This window comes from Cellulophaga geojensis KL-A (assembly GCF_000568425.1).
In the GTDB taxonomy this organism is placed as follows: domain Bacteria; phylum Bacteroidota; class Bacteroidia; order Flavobacteriales; family Flavobacteriaceae; genus Cellulophaga; species Cellulophaga lytica.
Map to the genome: position 1 here is coordinate 105876 of NZ_ARZX01000001.1, position 14993 is coordinate 120868.

General features: G+C 31.5%; 11 protein-coding genes. 4 read left to right on the plus strand and 7 right to left on the minus strand.

All coding sequences use genetic code 11. The features are described from left to right. Positions 1-8 precede the first annotated feature (8 nt). Together KLA_RS00565 and cls are read left to right on the plus strand one after the other, a co-directional pair. Positions 9-6041: an alpha-2-macroglobulin family protein gene (locus KLA_RS00565; RefSeq protein ID WP_034642820.1), complete on the plus strand. Its 6033-nt coding sequence runs from the start codon at positions 9-11 to the stop codon at positions 6039-6041. A 50-nt stretch (positions 6042-6091) separates the two neighbouring features. Beyond that, complete coding sequence (cls, locus tag KLA_RS00570; RefSeq protein ID WP_034642823.1) at positions 6092-7549, plus strand: cardiolipin synthase; 1458 nt, start codon at positions 6092-6094, stop codon at positions 7547-7549. 186 nt (positions 7550-7735) lie between these two features. Here cls and KLA_RS00575 read toward each other — a convergent pair whose 3' ends face one another. From KLA_RS00575 to KLA_RS17785, 7 genes are all read right to left on the minus strand, one after another. After that, entirely contained in the window at positions 7736-8485 is a 750-nt protein-coding gene (locus KLA_RS00575; RefSeq protein WP_034642826.1) for a LytR/AlgR family response regulator transcription factor, read from the minus strand. Further along, positions 8482-9570, minus strand: a complete 1089-nt coding sequence (locus KLA_RS00580) for a sensor histidine kinase (RefSeq protein ID WP_034642829.1) — start codon at positions 9568-9570, stop codon at positions 8482-8484. Before KLA_RS00580 ends, KLA_RS00575 begins: the two co-directional genes overlap by 4 nt. Positions 9571-9717: 147 nt before the next feature. Beyond that, positions 9718-9852: a hypothetical protein gene (locus KLA_RS18465; RefSeq protein WP_013621683.1), complete on the minus strand. Its 135-nt coding sequence runs from the start codon at positions 9850-9852 to the stop codon at positions 9718-9720. Positions 9853-10058: 206 nt separating this feature from the next. After that, complete coding sequence (locus tag KLA_RS18470; protein ID WP_013621682.1) at positions 10059-10193, minus strand: hypothetical protein; 135 nt, start codon at positions 10191-10193, stop codon at positions 10059-10061. A 189-nt stretch (positions 10194-10382) separates the two neighbouring features. After that, positions 10383-10907: a DUF4136 domain-containing protein gene (locus KLA_RS00585; protein ID WP_013621681.1), complete on the minus strand. Its 525-nt coding sequence runs from the start codon at positions 10905-10907 to the stop codon at positions 10383-10385. Positions 10908-11009: 102 nt separating this feature from the next. After that, on the minus strand, positions 11010-12011 hold the full coding sequence (gene obgE / locus KLA_RS00590) for a GTPase ObgE (RefSeq protein ID WP_013621680.1): 1002 nt from the start codon (positions 12009-12011) through the stop codon (positions 11010-11012). Between the two features lie 38 nt (positions 12012-12049). Next, complete coding sequence (locus tag KLA_RS17785; RefSeq protein WP_013621679.1) at positions 12050-13156, minus strand: adenylate kinase; 1107 nt, start codon at positions 13154-13156, stop codon at positions 12050-12052. A gap of 127 nt (positions 13157-13283) precedes the next feature. On the opposite strand from KLA_RS17785, the gene KLA_RS00600 reads away from it, so the two are divergent. After that, the gene (locus KLA_RS00600) at positions 13284-14438 is read left to right on the plus strand and encodes a 5-(carboxyamino)imidazole ribonucleotide synthase (RefSeq protein WP_034642833.1); all 1155 of its coding nucleotides are present in this window, start codon (positions 13284-13286) and stop codon (positions 14436-14438) included. A gap of 3 nt (positions 14439-14441) precedes the next feature. Further along, positions 14442-14927 (plus strand): 5-(carboxyamino)imidazole ribonucleotide mutase, encoded by a 486-nt coding sequence (gene purE / locus KLA_RS00605; protein WP_013621677.1) that lies wholly within the window; start codon positions 14442-14444, stop codon positions 14925-14927. Positions 14928-14993: the final 66 nt, after the last annotated feature.

Sequence of the window (14993 nt, forward strand, 5' to 3'; positions counted from 1 at the left end):
TACAGGTAATGAAAAACTTAACGTCAATTATAGTTCTAATTTTATTTGCAAACATAGCAATGGCACAAGAAAACAACAGTTTTAACGCACTTTGGAAAACCGTAGAAAAGCACGAAAAGTCTACAATGACTAAATCTGCCTTAGAAACAGTACAGCTAATTGCTGCCAAAGCAAAAAAAGAAGGTAACTCGCCACAAAATATAAAGGCATTGTTGTACATCTCTAAATATGCAATGGTTTTAGAGGAAAATGCTGTGTTAACTATTATAAATAATTTTAAATCTGAAATTGCTAAAAGTGATTCTCCAACAAAAAACGTTTTACACAGTTATTTAGCTAATTTATATTTACAATATTTTAGACAAAATAGATATCGATTTTACAATAGAACTACAACTGAAACTAAAGTAGATAGTGTAGATTTTAGAACTTGGGACTTAACTACTTTGTTTTATGAAATTGACACACATTTTAAGGCATCATTAGAAAATAGTAGCACATTACAAAACATAAAAGTAACTGAATTTGACTTGTTATTAAACAACAGAAAAGATTCTGAAATATACAGGCCTACCTTGTTTGACCTTTTATCTCATACTGCATTAGAGTTTTATAAAACAGATGAAAGTAACATTACAAGACCTGCTGATAAGTTTGAGATTGATGACCAAAATATGCTTTGTAGTGGAACAGATTTTATTAGCTTACCTATTAACCAAGACGATAAAACATCATTAAAAGCCAGAGCCTTAAAAGTATATCAAAATTTATTAGATTTTCATAAAAACGATGCTTCACCAGAGGCTTTTGCTGAAGTAGATTTAGAACGTTTAAATTTTGTATACTCAAATGCTGTTTTTTTAGAGAAAGATAAATACTACTTATCTACCTTAAAAAAAATGGTTAACGTATTTAAAAGCAATGCCGTTTCTGGTTTATACAATTACAACATTGCAACATACTACAATAATCAAGGTGATACTTACCAACCTTTTAGCGCTGAGCAAGAAAACAAATGGAAAAAAAATGATGCTATTAAAGTTTGTGAAACTGTAATAGCAAAGTTTCCTAAAAGTAGAGCCGCAGAAATGTGTAACGACCTAATTACATCAATAAAAAGAAGTCAGTTAAGCATAACTACAGAAAGCTATATACAAGCCAATAAACCCGCTAAGGTTCTTGTACGTTATAAAAACGTAGACGATTTAAATTTTACAGCCTATACTATTTCAGACAAGCAATTATATACGTTAGATACAATTTATGAAAATGATAAAAAACTACAGTTTATAAAAAAGCTTAAAGATGTAAAAACTTGGAAAACAAAATTAAAAAACGAAAAAGACTATCAAAATCACACCACTGAGGTTATTATACCTAGTTTAAATGTTAACCAATTACTTATACTTGCAGAGCCAACTAAACTAACCAAAACATTTGGTTATAGTACCATACAAGTTACAGATATGGCTGTTGTAAATACATCTACAGATACAGAAGATTATTTTCAGGTAGTAGACAGGGCTAACGGCAAACCAATTACTAATGCAACTGTTAAGTTTGAGTACCACAAAACGTATGATGACCCTGTGCAACACGCAAAATTTAAAACCAATAGTTTAGGTATAGTTACCATTCATAAAACAAAAGAAAGATGGCGTAATATAAAACTTAAGGTTAGTAGTAATGATGATTACGCTACATTTGGTACGTATTATGTATACACTAAAGCCAACAGAAATAAAAATACAGAATATAACAATGCCTTTTTATTTACAGATCGTAGTATTTATAGACCAGGACAACCTGTTTATTTTAAAGGGATAGCAGTACAACAGAAAAACAATAAATCTACAGTATTAAAAAACGCTAAGTTTACGGTAACATTAAAAGATGTTAACTACCAAGCTGTAAAAACTTTAGAATTAACTACAAATGAATACGGCTCTTTTAGCGGTGAATTTATATTACCAAGCAATGGCTTAACAGGTAATTTTACTATAGAAGCAATTTCTACTCCTAATAAAATAAATAGTACTAGCTATATAAGTGTAGAAGAATACAAACGTCCAAAATTTACAACAACTTTTAAACCTGTTACAGAGACTTACAAGGTTAATGATATGGTAACGGTAAACGGTACAGCCAATGCTTTTGCTGGTAGTACAATTAGTGACGCTAAAGTTGTATACACTGTAAAAAGATTAGTTAGGTACCCTATCTGGTACTATTGGAGAATGCCTTACTATAATAGCACACCACAAGAAATTAAACACGGAGAAACAACTACAGATGCTAATGGTAATTACCAAATTACATTTAAGGCTATACCAGAAAAAAGTGCCAATAAAGAAAACTTACCTGTTTTTAATTATGAAATTACTGCAGATGTTACAGATATTAATGGCGAAACAAAAAGTACAACAACTGTAGTTAATGTTGGTTACCATAGTTTAAACGCTACTATAAATGTAAACTCGCAAATAGACAAAACAGAAAAAGACAGCGTACTATATGTAAACACAAGCAATTTAAACGGACAATTTGCTGCAGCTAAAGGATCTTTAAAAATATATAAATTACAGGCGCCTAAAAATGTTAAACGTAGTAGACCTTGGTCTGCACCTGACTATAAGATGGATGAGGATATTTTTAATGACAAATTTCCTAATGAAATATATAAAAAACAACAACCAAAAGATTGGGACAAGGGTCCACTATTATGGAGCACTAATTTTGATACAGAAAAATCTGCTATAGTTAATTTACCAACTATTAAAAAATGGGATTCAGGAAAATATATTATAGAACTAGAAACAAAAGACAAATTTGGACAAACAGTTACAGATAAAGCTATAACAAGCTTGTACAGTACAAAAGATAAAACTACTGCAGACAATGAACTTTTTAATATAAAAATTGATAAAAACAGTTACAGTGTTGGAGATAATGTAGAAGTTAAATTGTTATCAGCAGCTACACCATTGTATGTTACTTTATACATAGACAGAGGTAATAAGCCTGTAGAAACAAAAATAGTGACACTTAACAACAACTCTAAAACAATTAAATTGCCAATAACTAAAGAAGATATGGGTGGTTTATCTATTAATTACTCTTTTACTGCATACAACTCTTATAATGATGGTATAGTATATATTAATGTGCCTTACCAAAGTACATCTTTAGAAATAGAAACAGTAACCTTTAGAGATAAAATTAAACCAGGTACAGATGAAACTTGGAAATTTAAAATTAAAGGTCCTAAAGGAGATAAGGTTGCTGCAGAAATACTTGCCAGTATGTATGATGCTTCTTTAGATGAATTTAGAGGTCATAACTGGTACTTTTACCCAATAAACTACCAAACACACTCCTCAAAAACAAGGACTAATGCATATGTAAGTTTCTCTTCAAATTCGTTTAGAGTTTATACTAACGAACCCTATAAATACCTATATGAAGGTCAAGACTACGACTCTTTTAAATGGTATGACTTGTACATAGGTAACTCTTATTATAACCGCAGGTCTATGATGAGAAAATCTACATCTCCTGTTGCTATGGAAATGGTTGAAGATACTGAAGAAATAGTTGTAGTAGAGGAAAGTGCTTCTGGCGCATTAGATGATGCAATGAGTAGTCCCGTAGAATCTAAAAAAGATAGCACTGCTACTGCATCTGTTCCTGCTAAAAAAGAAGAAGTTAAGATTAGAAAAAACTTACAAGAAACAGCATTCTTTTTTCCTCATTTACAAACAGATAAAGAGGGTAATGTTTCATTTAATTTCACAACACCAGAAGCATTAACTAAATGGAAATTGCAGTTATTAGCACATACCAAGAGTTTAGAAAGTGCTGTAACAACACTGCAAACTGTAACACAAAAAGAGCTAATGGTTATGCCAAATGCTCCACGTTTTTTACGTGAAGGAGACAAGCTTATTTTTAGCTCTAAAATTGCCAATATAACGGACAAAAAATTATCTGGTGCAGCCACTTTAGAGCTTAAAGATGCTGTTACTGGTAAAGATATTACAGCTACATTAATTACATCTACCACAGAAAATAACTTCTCTGTAGATGCAAAAGGCAACACTCAGGTTTCATGGACTATAGAAATTCCTAAAAATCTTCAGGCTGTACAATATACGGTTATTGCCAAAGCAGGTAATTTTAGTGATGGTGAGCAAAACTTACTTCCTGTACTTACCAATAGAATGTTGGTAACAGAAACTTTACCAATGTGGGTAAGAAGCAATCAAACTAAAAAATTCAGCTTAGACAAATTAAAAAATAATACATCTACAACATTAACAAACCATAAATTAAGCTTAGAAATTACATCTAATCCGGCTTGGTATGCTGTGCAGGCATTACCATACTTAATGGAGTATCCGCACGAGTGTAATGAGCAGTTATTCTCTAGGTATTATGCAAATACATTGGCTAGCCATATTGCAAATAGTACTCCTAAAATACAGGAAGTTTTTAAGCAATGGGCAAATTCTGATGCATTGCTAAGTAATTTAGAAAAGAACCAGGAATTAAAATCAATTTTAATTCAAGAAACTCCTTGGTTACGAGATGCACAATCTGAAACAGAACAAAAAAAACGTATTGCTTTACTTTTTAATTTAAATAAAATGAAAAGTGAACAAGCAGCAGTGGTTCGTAAATTAGCAAACAACCAAACCAATAATGGTGCTTGGGCTTGGTTTAACGGTGGTAATGAAAGTAGATATATAACACAACATATTATTGCTGGTTTTGGGCATTTAGATGCCTTAAAAGCATTGAATAAAAAAGACAAAGATGTTGCGCAAATGATTACAAAAGCTATTACCTACCTAGATAATGAATTTGTAAGTGAGTATGAGTATATGAAAAAACATAGCTCTAACTTAAACAGTGACCATTTAAGTAATATGCAACTACATTATTTATATATGCGTAGTTTTTATCCGGATGTTAAAGCGTCTAAAAAAACAAGAGAAGTTACTGCATATTACAAAGGGCAAGCTAAAAAATACTGGACCAAGCGCAGTTTATACAACAAAGGCTTGCTTGCGTTAAGTTTGCATAGAATGGATGAAGCTGCTACTGCTAAAAAGATTTTAAAATCTTTAAAACAAAACAGCATTACTTCAGATGAATTGGGTATGTATTGGAAAGAAAACACCAGTTCTTGGTATTGGTACCAAGCACCAATAGAAACTCAGTCATTATTAATTGAAGCTTTTACAGAAATTGAGAATGACACTAAAACAATTGACAATCTTAAAATTTGGTTACTTAAAAACAAACAAACTAACCAATGGAAAACAACAAAAGCTACAACAGAAGCTGTTTATGCTTTACTGTTACAAGGTAGTGATTGGCTTTCTGTAACAGATGCAGTAGATGTTTTAGTAGCTGATAAAAAAATAGACCCTAGTAAGCTAGATAATGTTAAAGTAGAAGCTGGTACAGGTTACTACAAAACTAGTTGGAGCGGTAAAGAAATAGAACCAAATATGGCAGATGTACAAATTACCAAAAAAGGTAACGGTATTGCTTGGGGAGCTATGTATTGGCAGTATTTTGAAGATTTAGATAAAATTACATCTGCAGAAACGCCGCTTAAATTATCTAAAAAACTGTTCTTACAAAAGAATACCAATACTGGTGAGCAGTTATCTGAAATAACAAAAAACACAAAACTTGCTGTAGGTGATTTGGTTAAAGTACGTATAGAGCTTAGAGCAGACAGAGCAATGGAATTTGTTCATATGAAAGATATGAGAGCCTCTGGATTAGAACCTGTAAATATACTATCTAGATACAAATGGCAAGATGGTTTAGGTTATTATGAAAGTACTAAAGATGCTAGCACTAATTTCTTTTTTGACTATTTACCTAAAGGAGTGTATGTTTTTGAGTATAACTTGCGTGTAAATAACGCGGGTGATTTTAGTAATGGTATTACAACAATACAAGGTATGTATGCTCCAGAATTTAGTAGCCATAGTGAAGGCGTACGAGTTTCTGTTAACAAATAATAGACGTTAAACAAATGCATTGCTTATCTTAACAAGATAAACTGTTTTTTATGAACTGGATATTGTTGTTAGAAATACTATACGCACTTTTATTATTATTTACATGTTTGCGTATAATTTATGATACTAGAGGCACTACAAAAACACTTGCTTATTTATTAGGCGCAGTGTTTTTGCCTTTTTTGGGTATTATTATTTATTTCTCATTTGGTATAAATTACAGAAAACATAAAATGTATGCTAACAAATTTTTGTTAGACTCTAAACAAAGAAAAGTTTTAGAAAAAGAAATAATAGCACACTCTAAAGAGGTTTTAGAAAATGGTAATGAGCCTGCAAAAAGCAGATCAGAATTGGTTAACTTATTATTGAAAGATACTGCTAGTCCGCTTACAAATAACAATACTGTAAAACTTTTACTCAATGGTGAAAATAAATTTCCGGAAGTTTTAAAAGCTATTGAAAAAGCCCAGCATCATATACACATAGAATATTATATTTTTAGAGACGATAAAATTGGTAATACCATAGAAAAACTCCTGCTAAAAAAAGCAAAAGAAGGTGTTAAAATTAGGTTTATTTATGATGATTATGGTAGTTCTGAAATAAGAAAAACGCTTAGTAAAAGATTAAGAGATGCTGGTATTGAAGCTGTACCTTTTTACAAAATAAAGTTAATAGCTTTTGCTAATAGTCTTAATTACCGCAACCACAGAAAAATTATTGTTATAGATGGTAAAATTGGTTTTGTTGGAGGTATAAATGTAAGTGATAATTATGTAAACTCTACCCAAACCACAGATGCCGTTTTTTGGAGAGATACGCACTTAAAATTAGAAGGTCCGGCGGTAACTTATTTACAGTATATATTTTTATCGGACTGGAACTCTTGCTCTAACCAAAATTTAATTTTAGAGAAAGAGATGTATGTACCTTTTAATTCATTTACATACACAGATACAAAACTGGTACAAATTGCTGCTAGCGGACCAGACTCTAACTCACCAACAATTTTATATTCTATTTTACAAGCCATTTATTTAGCTGAGGAAGAAATACTAATTACCACACCTTATTTTATACCTGGAGAAAGTTTATTAGATGCTTTAAACATTGCTGCAATGAGCGGGTTAAAAGTTAAACTACTTGTACCTTATGAGTCAGACACCCTTTTAGTAAACGCTGCTTCTAGAGCATATTACAGAGAAATATTAAATGCAGGCGTAGAAGTTTACCGCTATAAAAAAGGGTTTGTACATGCAAAAACTATAGTTACAGATAAAAAAATAGCTATTGTTGGTACGGCTAATATGGACAACAGAAGCTTTGAACTTAATTTTGAGGTTAACGCTATTGTGTATGATGAAGAAATTGCTACTGAATTAACCAAAACTTTTTACAACGATCTATTAGATGCAGAACAAATAGACAAAGAAAAATGGATTAATAGACCTTGGTATATTAGATTAGGAGATAAAATAGCAAAACTGTTATCACCAATGTTATAATTTATTGTTTTACAATACTTTATACTATAAAGTAAATATTTTTAATTAACTTTAAAGTAGGTATACAATTATACACTATTAGATAGTAAAAATATACAAGCCTGCTTAATGGCTAATTTCCTGAAGAGATGTATAAAAAGTAGTGGTTTTTCCCCACAATTTAGTCATTACTTTTTAGCATCTTTTTTAAATACTCATTTTATCTTTAAAAATATAAGACTGTCTTCTAGACACCTCTACTTCTTCACCAGAGTTCATTGTTAATTTAAGTTTACCATTAAACCACGGTACAACATTAGCAATGTAATTTACATTTATAATCTGTTGCCTGTTAACCCTAAAAAAGTTATGCTCTGGTAATTTTTCTTCAACTTGGTTTAAAGACTTATACAACATTGGTTTTTCTCCTTTAAAATAAACACGTGTATAATTACCCACTATTTCAAACAAAGAGATATCTCCTATTTTAACCAACCAACATTTGTCTCCATCTTTTATAAAAATCTGACTACTTTCTGTTAGTTTTTCTTTAGCTTCATTAGTTGCATTCTCTTGGCCATTTTCTGTTATAGACCCCTCTAGTTGTGCCTTAACTTTTTCTATAGCTTTTGCAAAACGCTTAGCGTTTATAGGTTTTAAAATGTAATCTAAGGCATTATACTCAAAAGATTTAATGGCATATTCATCAAAAGCTGTAGTAAACACTGTAATTGGCACCTTATCTAACATTTCTAAGAGCTCAAATCCATCTTTTTCTGGCATATTAATATCCAAAAACAATAAGTCTGGTTGGGTTTCATTAATTAATTTATAACCTTCATCTACATTCTCTGCCTCCCCAACAATTTCTATATCGCCGTGGTTTTTAATCAATTCTTTTAACTCGTTTCTAGCCAATCTAGAATCTTCAACTATAACTGCTTTAATCATACTCATACCATTGGTATTTTAATATTTGCTACTACCTCTTCATTTACTTCTCCTATAGAAAACTCTGCTAAGTTTCCGTATAACAACCGTAGTCGTTGTTTTATATTTTTAAGCCCTAATTGCGTAGAACCTTTTGCTATTTTTAATTTACCCGTATTACGTACTATTATATGTAAATAATCATGGGTTCTGTTAGTTATTAACGTTATTGTGCCTCCTTTAATTAAATTAGCGATACCGTGCTTTGCCGCATTTTCTACCAATAACTGTATAATCATTGGAGGTATGGACACAGAAAGCGAATTAGGATCTACTTCTTTTACAAATTCTAATCTATCTTCAAACTGTATTTTAGACAAAGCAATATAGTTTTCTACCATATCTAACTCTTCTTCTAAAGCAATAGAATTTACATCGTTCTTAATTAATGAATACCTAAGCATTTCAGACAGTTTTGTAAGCATTTCTCTAGACTTACCAACATCTTCTAACATTAATCCTCTAATATTATTTAAGCTATTAAACATAAAATGAGGATTAATTTGTCCTTTTAAAGAGTTTAATTGCGATTCTTTTAAACTCCCCTCTAGTTTAAACTGTTTTAACGTAATGTTTTTGTTGTAGTCATAAGCTTTTATTACTAATACTATAAAAATCCATATCACAAACATTGCAGAAAAGAATGGTATATTTGTTAAACGCATAAACCAATTTATAGAGTCTGTTAAGCTTTTTTCTGATTCAAAACTAGAAATACTCTGAACCACATCTAACATTGGCCATAAAATTAAGGAGTATATTATTTGAACTCCAATAAAAAGCAATACCAAACTAACTACATTTCGTTTTTTAAGATTCCCAAATGTAATGTGCTTTTCTATATAATATAACAATATAAAAGACATTGCATATGCTAGTAAGCCACATGCAATACCTTCTCCTATTAAGTAACTTATATAACCGTAATATTCATTTTGGTTTGCATATTCTAATCCGTATGAGACTTTGTCAAAAGTTAGTGTAGATAGTATTAAAACCAACCACCCTATTAAGGCAAAAACCCAGTATTTCCAGTTATTTATAAGTTTCATTAAATTTTATTCTAATACATTAATACGCTGTAAAGGCTATATATTTTTGTTTAAGCGATAATGTTTAAAATTACGACAATCAATAATTCTGCTAGTAGTATCATAATGTTTTTTTTAGATTGATGGTTAATAGTTGATTAGTTGTTTTTAAAATCCTAAGTAGTACAAAAGTTTACCAAAGTTGTAACCTAAACCAAAAAGTAGTGCAAGTGCAAAAGTGCTAATTAAAATACCATAAGCAATTGTATTTACTTTTTGGGTTTGGGTTGTTGGTTTCTGCATAACTGTTAGTTTTTAAAAATGATGATTTTGATTGATGAACTATTTATTAATGAACTATTTATTAATGAACTGTTGTTGATTGATTGATGATTTGTTTTTTGATTGATGATTCAAAAATAAAATAGTTTAAATGTCTTTTTAGGTAATTTATGATGAACGGTAGTATTTAAAACCTAAACGGTAATACACGTTAACACCTTGGTTTATTACACAAATAACTGTACAATAGCACCGCCTAATTTGTAGCCTACGTGGTATACTGGCACTATTGCTATAATGCTACATATTAATAAGGCTTTAATTTGTTCTGCTTTTTTGATGATTGCTATTCTATTTTTCATAATACTAAAATTTAAGGTTATTATTAGTAGTTTAATTATGATGTAAAGGTATAGCAACTTATCCCTAAAAAAATCCGTTTTATGACAAACGGTAATTTAAGAATTGCGAACGGTAATTTTGAAGAATTGAATTGAAATTGCTGTATTTGCAGTACATAACTACTTAGTTTGCAGCAAACAAACTAACAACTATTTTACCTTAGGCGGGTATTTACTTAGTGCTTTTTCTACTATTTGCAGTAGTTTAAGTTCTTTGGCTTCTGGGGTTTGGTTTTCTTTATAACCACTAACACTTACAGCTTGCCAAACCAAAGCATCTCGTTGTACGTCTATAAAGTCAAAGGTAATTTCGCGTTGCAACTGGGCACCACCAATTGGAACTCCTACAGATAGGCCGCCACCAATATTGTTACCGCCACCACCTAAGCCAACACCAACAGAGTTGCTTGGTGCTCCTTTATATACTTGTGCAGTAATGTTAATATAAAGTTCTGGTTCTTCTGCCAATTTAAAACCTTTGGTGCGCATAACATCTTCTATAGCATTTAATAGGCGCTTGGTATCTAAATCATTTAAACCAGTATTCATATCTCTATAAAAACCATAAGTAGTATACGCTGTAAAGTCTAAATCTTTATCATAATCATAATTTACACGTACAGTATTGCATGAAACCAACAGTATAATAAATAGTAGAGATATGTAGTTTTTCATTGGTATGTATTTAATTAATCTTACTTATTATACGGTATAAATAAGAGGTATGGTCTTTTAAAGTTATTAAAAAGATTTAATAATACCCTACAATGTAACTCATTAATTGTTTAGCTGTTGCCACAATTTATCTTTTAACTCTTGTAATCCTTGTTGTGCAACAGAAGAAATAAACATATAAGTAGCACCGTCTAAATCTTTATCTAACTCTGCACTCATTTCTGCAATAAGTTCATCATCTAGCATATCACTTTTAGAAATTACTACAAAACGTTCTTTATCTATAAGTTCTGGATTATACCTTTTAAGTTCATTTAAAAGTATTCTGTACTCCTTACCAATATCTTTACTATCTGCAGGTATTAAAAATAATAATGTAGCATTACGCTCTATATGTCTTAAAAAGTAATGACCTAGGCCCTTACCTTCTGCAGCACCCTCTATAATACCAGGAATATCTGCCATTACAAAACTTTGAAAGTCTCTGTACTTTACAATTCCTAAGTTTGGTTTTAATGTAGTAAACTCATAATCTGCAATTTTAGGTTTTGCAGAAGTTAATACAGATAGCAACGTAGATTTACCTGCATTAGGAAAACCAACTAAACCAACATCTGCTAATACTTTTAGCTCTAAGGTAATTTGCATTTCTTCTCCAGGTAAACCAGGTTGTGCATACCTTGGTGTTTGGTTGGTACTACTTTTAAAGTGCCAGTTACCACGGCCACCTAAACCACCTTTAAGTAGTATAACTTCTTCTCCGTGTTCTGTAACTTCTAAAACAATTTCGTTAGTTTCTGTATTTCTAACTACGGTACCTAATGGTACATCCATAAAAACGTCTTCGCCATCTGCTCCTGTACTACGGCCTTTACTACCGTGTTCTCCGTGTCCGGCTTTAAAATGCCTTTGTACTTTATAATTTAATAAAGTCCATAAGTTTTTATTACCACGTAAAATAATATGACCACCACGGCCACCATCACCACCATCTGGACCACCCTTGGTAATATACTTTTCTCTATGCAAGTGCACAGAGCCTTTACCTCCGTTACCAGAAGAAACCGTCATCTTTACATAGTCTACAAAATTACCCTCGGTCATTGTTTTAGGTTATGGAATTAATATAATAAGTGTTTAGGTTATAAAGTATCTATTACTTTACTTAGCCTAGTTGTAATTTCTTTTATTTCTCCTATACCATTAACGGTATGAAACTTACCTTGCTTGTTATAATACGCTTGTAAAGGAGCTGTTTTTTGGTTGTACTCTTCAAACCTGTTACGAATTTTACTTTCGTCTTGGTCATCAGATCTACCGCTAACTTTACCACGCTCTAATAAACGCTGTATTAAAACTTCATCATTAGCATCTAAAGCAATAGTTGCATCTATCTTCATATCTTTAGTAGATAAAAAGTTATCTAATGCTTCTGCTTGTGCTGTTGTTCTTGGGAAACCATCAAAAATAAATCCACTAGCATCAGGATTTTTTTCTACTTCTTCCTTTAACATATTTATAGTTACCTCATCTGGTACCAACTCACCCTTATCTATAAAAGATTTTGCCAACGTACCTAATTCTGTACCATTTTTTATATTGTAACGAAACACATCTCCTGTAGAAATATGTTTTAAATTGTACTGTTCTTTTAAAAAATTTGCCTGTGTGCCCTTGCCAGCTCCCGGTTTCCCGAATAGTACAAGATTTATCATATTATTTTGATTTAGTTGATACACTTCTCTTAGGTTTCTACCAAGCTCATTATAATCTAGCCCGTAACCTACAATAAATTTATTTGGTATTTCTATACCTACATAGTCTATATTATACTCTCCAGAATATACAGATGGTTTGTAAAATAATGTTGCAATTTTAAACTCCTTTACATTACTATTGCTAAACATATGCACTAGTTGTTTTACAGTACGGCCAGTATCTATAACATCTTCTAGTATTATTACGCTTCTACCTTCTATAGTATCAGACACGTCTATAAGTGTTTCTACAATACCTGTAGAAGACAAGCCACTGTAAGAGCTTAATCTAACAAAAGAAACCTCACAATTGTGTTGGTACTCTTTTAATAAATCTGCTACAAACATAAAAGAACCATTAAGTACACCAATAAATACCGGAGTCTCGTTTTTATAGTCTTCGGCAATCTGACCTGCAATTTTTTTAACTGCAGCTAATATTTCTTGCTCTGTTAAATAAGGTCTAAAATATTTGTCGTGTAGCTTAATCAATTGAATGTTCTTTTAGTAAAAGCGCAAATATACCATTTTGATTTCTCTTTTTAGGATATACAAGAGCAGTTTTAAGATTTAAGTGTATTTTTGTTACCAAGTTAACAATACTGCTAAAATTACAAAAATGAACTTTTTTTCTTCAGATTTTAAACTGGGCATCTTAGGTGGTGGCCAATTAGGAAAAATGATGCTTTATGAAACCCGTAAACTAGACATATTTACCAAGGTTTTAGAGGCTTCAGAAGATGCACCATCTAGCATAGCTTGCAATCAATTTGTTAAGGGTAATATTTTAGATTTTGACACCGTTTACAATTTTGGTAAAACGGTAGACATACTTACTATTGAAATTGAAAACGTAAATTTATCTGCGCTTGAAAAATTAGAAGACGAAGGTAAAAAAGTATACCCACCAACTAGTGCTTTGCGAATTATACATAATAAGGCTACTCAAAAATTATTTTATGTAGACAATAATATACCTACTGCAGATTTTCACAGGTTTGCTTACACCAGTGAAATTAAAGACAGTATAGAAAATGGAGGGTTAAATTTTCCGTTTGTTTGGAAATGTGCACAGTTTGGTTATGATGGCCAAGGTGTTAAAGTTGTGCGTAATTTTTCTGACTTAGAAGGTTTGCCAAATGTAGAGTGTATTGCAGAAGATATGGTACCGTTTAAAAACGAACTTGCTGTAATTGTTGCTCGTAGTAGTAACGGAGAAGTTAAAACATACCCTGTGGTAGAAATGGAGTTTCACCCAGAAGCCAACCAGGTAGAATATGTTATTTGTCCGGCTAGAATACCAGACGCTGTTGCCCAAAAAGCACAAAAAGTGGCTTTGCAAGTAGCAGATAAAATTAAACACGTTGGTTTATTGGCTGTAGAAATGTTTCAAACAAATGAGGATGAAATATTAGTGAATGAGGTTGCCCCTAGACCACACAATAGTGGACATTATAGTATTGAAGCTAGCTACACCAACCAGTTTGAACAACATATACGTGCTATACTTGGTTTGCCATTAGGCGATACAAAAAGTAAAGTAGCTGGTATTATGGTAAACCTTGTTGGCGCAGAAGGGTATACTGGCAATGTAGTGTACCAAAATATGGAAGACATTTTAAAATTAGAAGGAGTTACACCACATATTTACGGCAAAAAGGAAACAAGACCTTTTCGTAAAATGGGACACGTAACTATTGTAAATAAAGATATAGATAAGGCTCGTGAAATAGCAGAGCAAGTAAAAAATACAATTAAAGTAATAAGCGAATAAATTATGAGCAAAGTAGCCGTAGTAATGGGAAGCACAAGTGACCTTCCTGTAATGCAAGACGCAATAGATATTTTAAAAGGTTTTGATATTGAGGTAGATGTAGATATTGTTTCTGCTCACCGTACCCCAGAAAAATTATTCGACTTTAGCAAAAATGCACATACAAATGGTTATAGTGTTATTATTGCTGGTGCTGGTGGTGCTGCACATTTACCAGGTATGGTAGCATCTATGTCTCCTTTACCAGTTATTGGTGTTCCTGTAAAAAGTAGCAACTCTATAGATGGTTGGGATTCTGTTTTGTCTATTTTACAAATGCCAGGTGGTGTACCAGTTGCAACTGTTGCTTTAAATGGTGCAAAAAACGCAGGTATTTTAGCTGCACAAATAATTGGAGCGTCAGATAAATGTGTGTTAGATAAAGTTATTTTTTACAAAGAAGGATTAAAACAAAAAGTTATTGAAGGAGCTAAAAGCATAAACAAATAAATTAAAAGCAAGTACATTACTGTACTTGCTTTTTTATTTTATTGTATTCTTACATAACTATTTCCT

Excerpts from the sequence above, each read along its gene's own strand:
- KLA_RS00565 (WP_034642820.1), top strand. The coding sequence starts at position 9 with ATGAAAAACTTAACGTCAATTATAGTTCTAATTTTATTTGCAAACATA.
- cls (WP_034642823.1), top strand. The coding sequence starts at position 6,092 with ATGAACTGGATATTGTTGTTAGAAATACTATACGCACTTTTATTATTA.
- KLA_RS00575 (WP_034642826.1), bottom strand. The coding sequence starts at position 8,485 with ATGAGTATGATTAAAGCAGTTATAGTTGAAGATTCTAGATTGGCTAGA.
- KLA_RS00580 (WP_034642829.1), bottom strand. The coding sequence starts at position 9,570 with ATGAAACTTATAAATAACTGGAAATACTGGGTTTTTGCCTTAATAGGG.
- KLA_RS18465 (WP_013621683.1), bottom strand. The coding sequence starts at position 9,852 with ATGCAGAAACCAACAACCCAAACCCAAAAAGTAAATACAATTGCTTAT.
- KLA_RS18470 (WP_013621682.1), bottom strand. The coding sequence starts at position 10,193 with ATGAAAAATAGAATAGCAATCATCAAAAAAGCAGAACAAATTAAAGCC.
- KLA_RS00585 (WP_013621681.1), bottom strand. The coding sequence starts at position 10,907 with ATGAAAAACTACATATCTCTACTATTTATTATACTGTTGGTTTCATGC.
- obgE (WP_013621680.1), bottom strand. The coding sequence starts at position 12,011 with ATGACCGAGGGTAATTTTGTAGACTATGTAAAGATGACGGTTTCTTCT.
- KLA_RS00600 (WP_034642833.1), top strand. The coding sequence starts at position 13,284 with ATGAACTTTTTTTCTTCAGATTTTAAACTGGGCATCTTAGGTGGTGGC.
- purE (WP_013621677.1), top strand. The coding sequence starts at position 14,442 with ATGAGCAAAGTAGCCGTAGTAATGGGAAGCACAAGTGACCTTCCTGTA.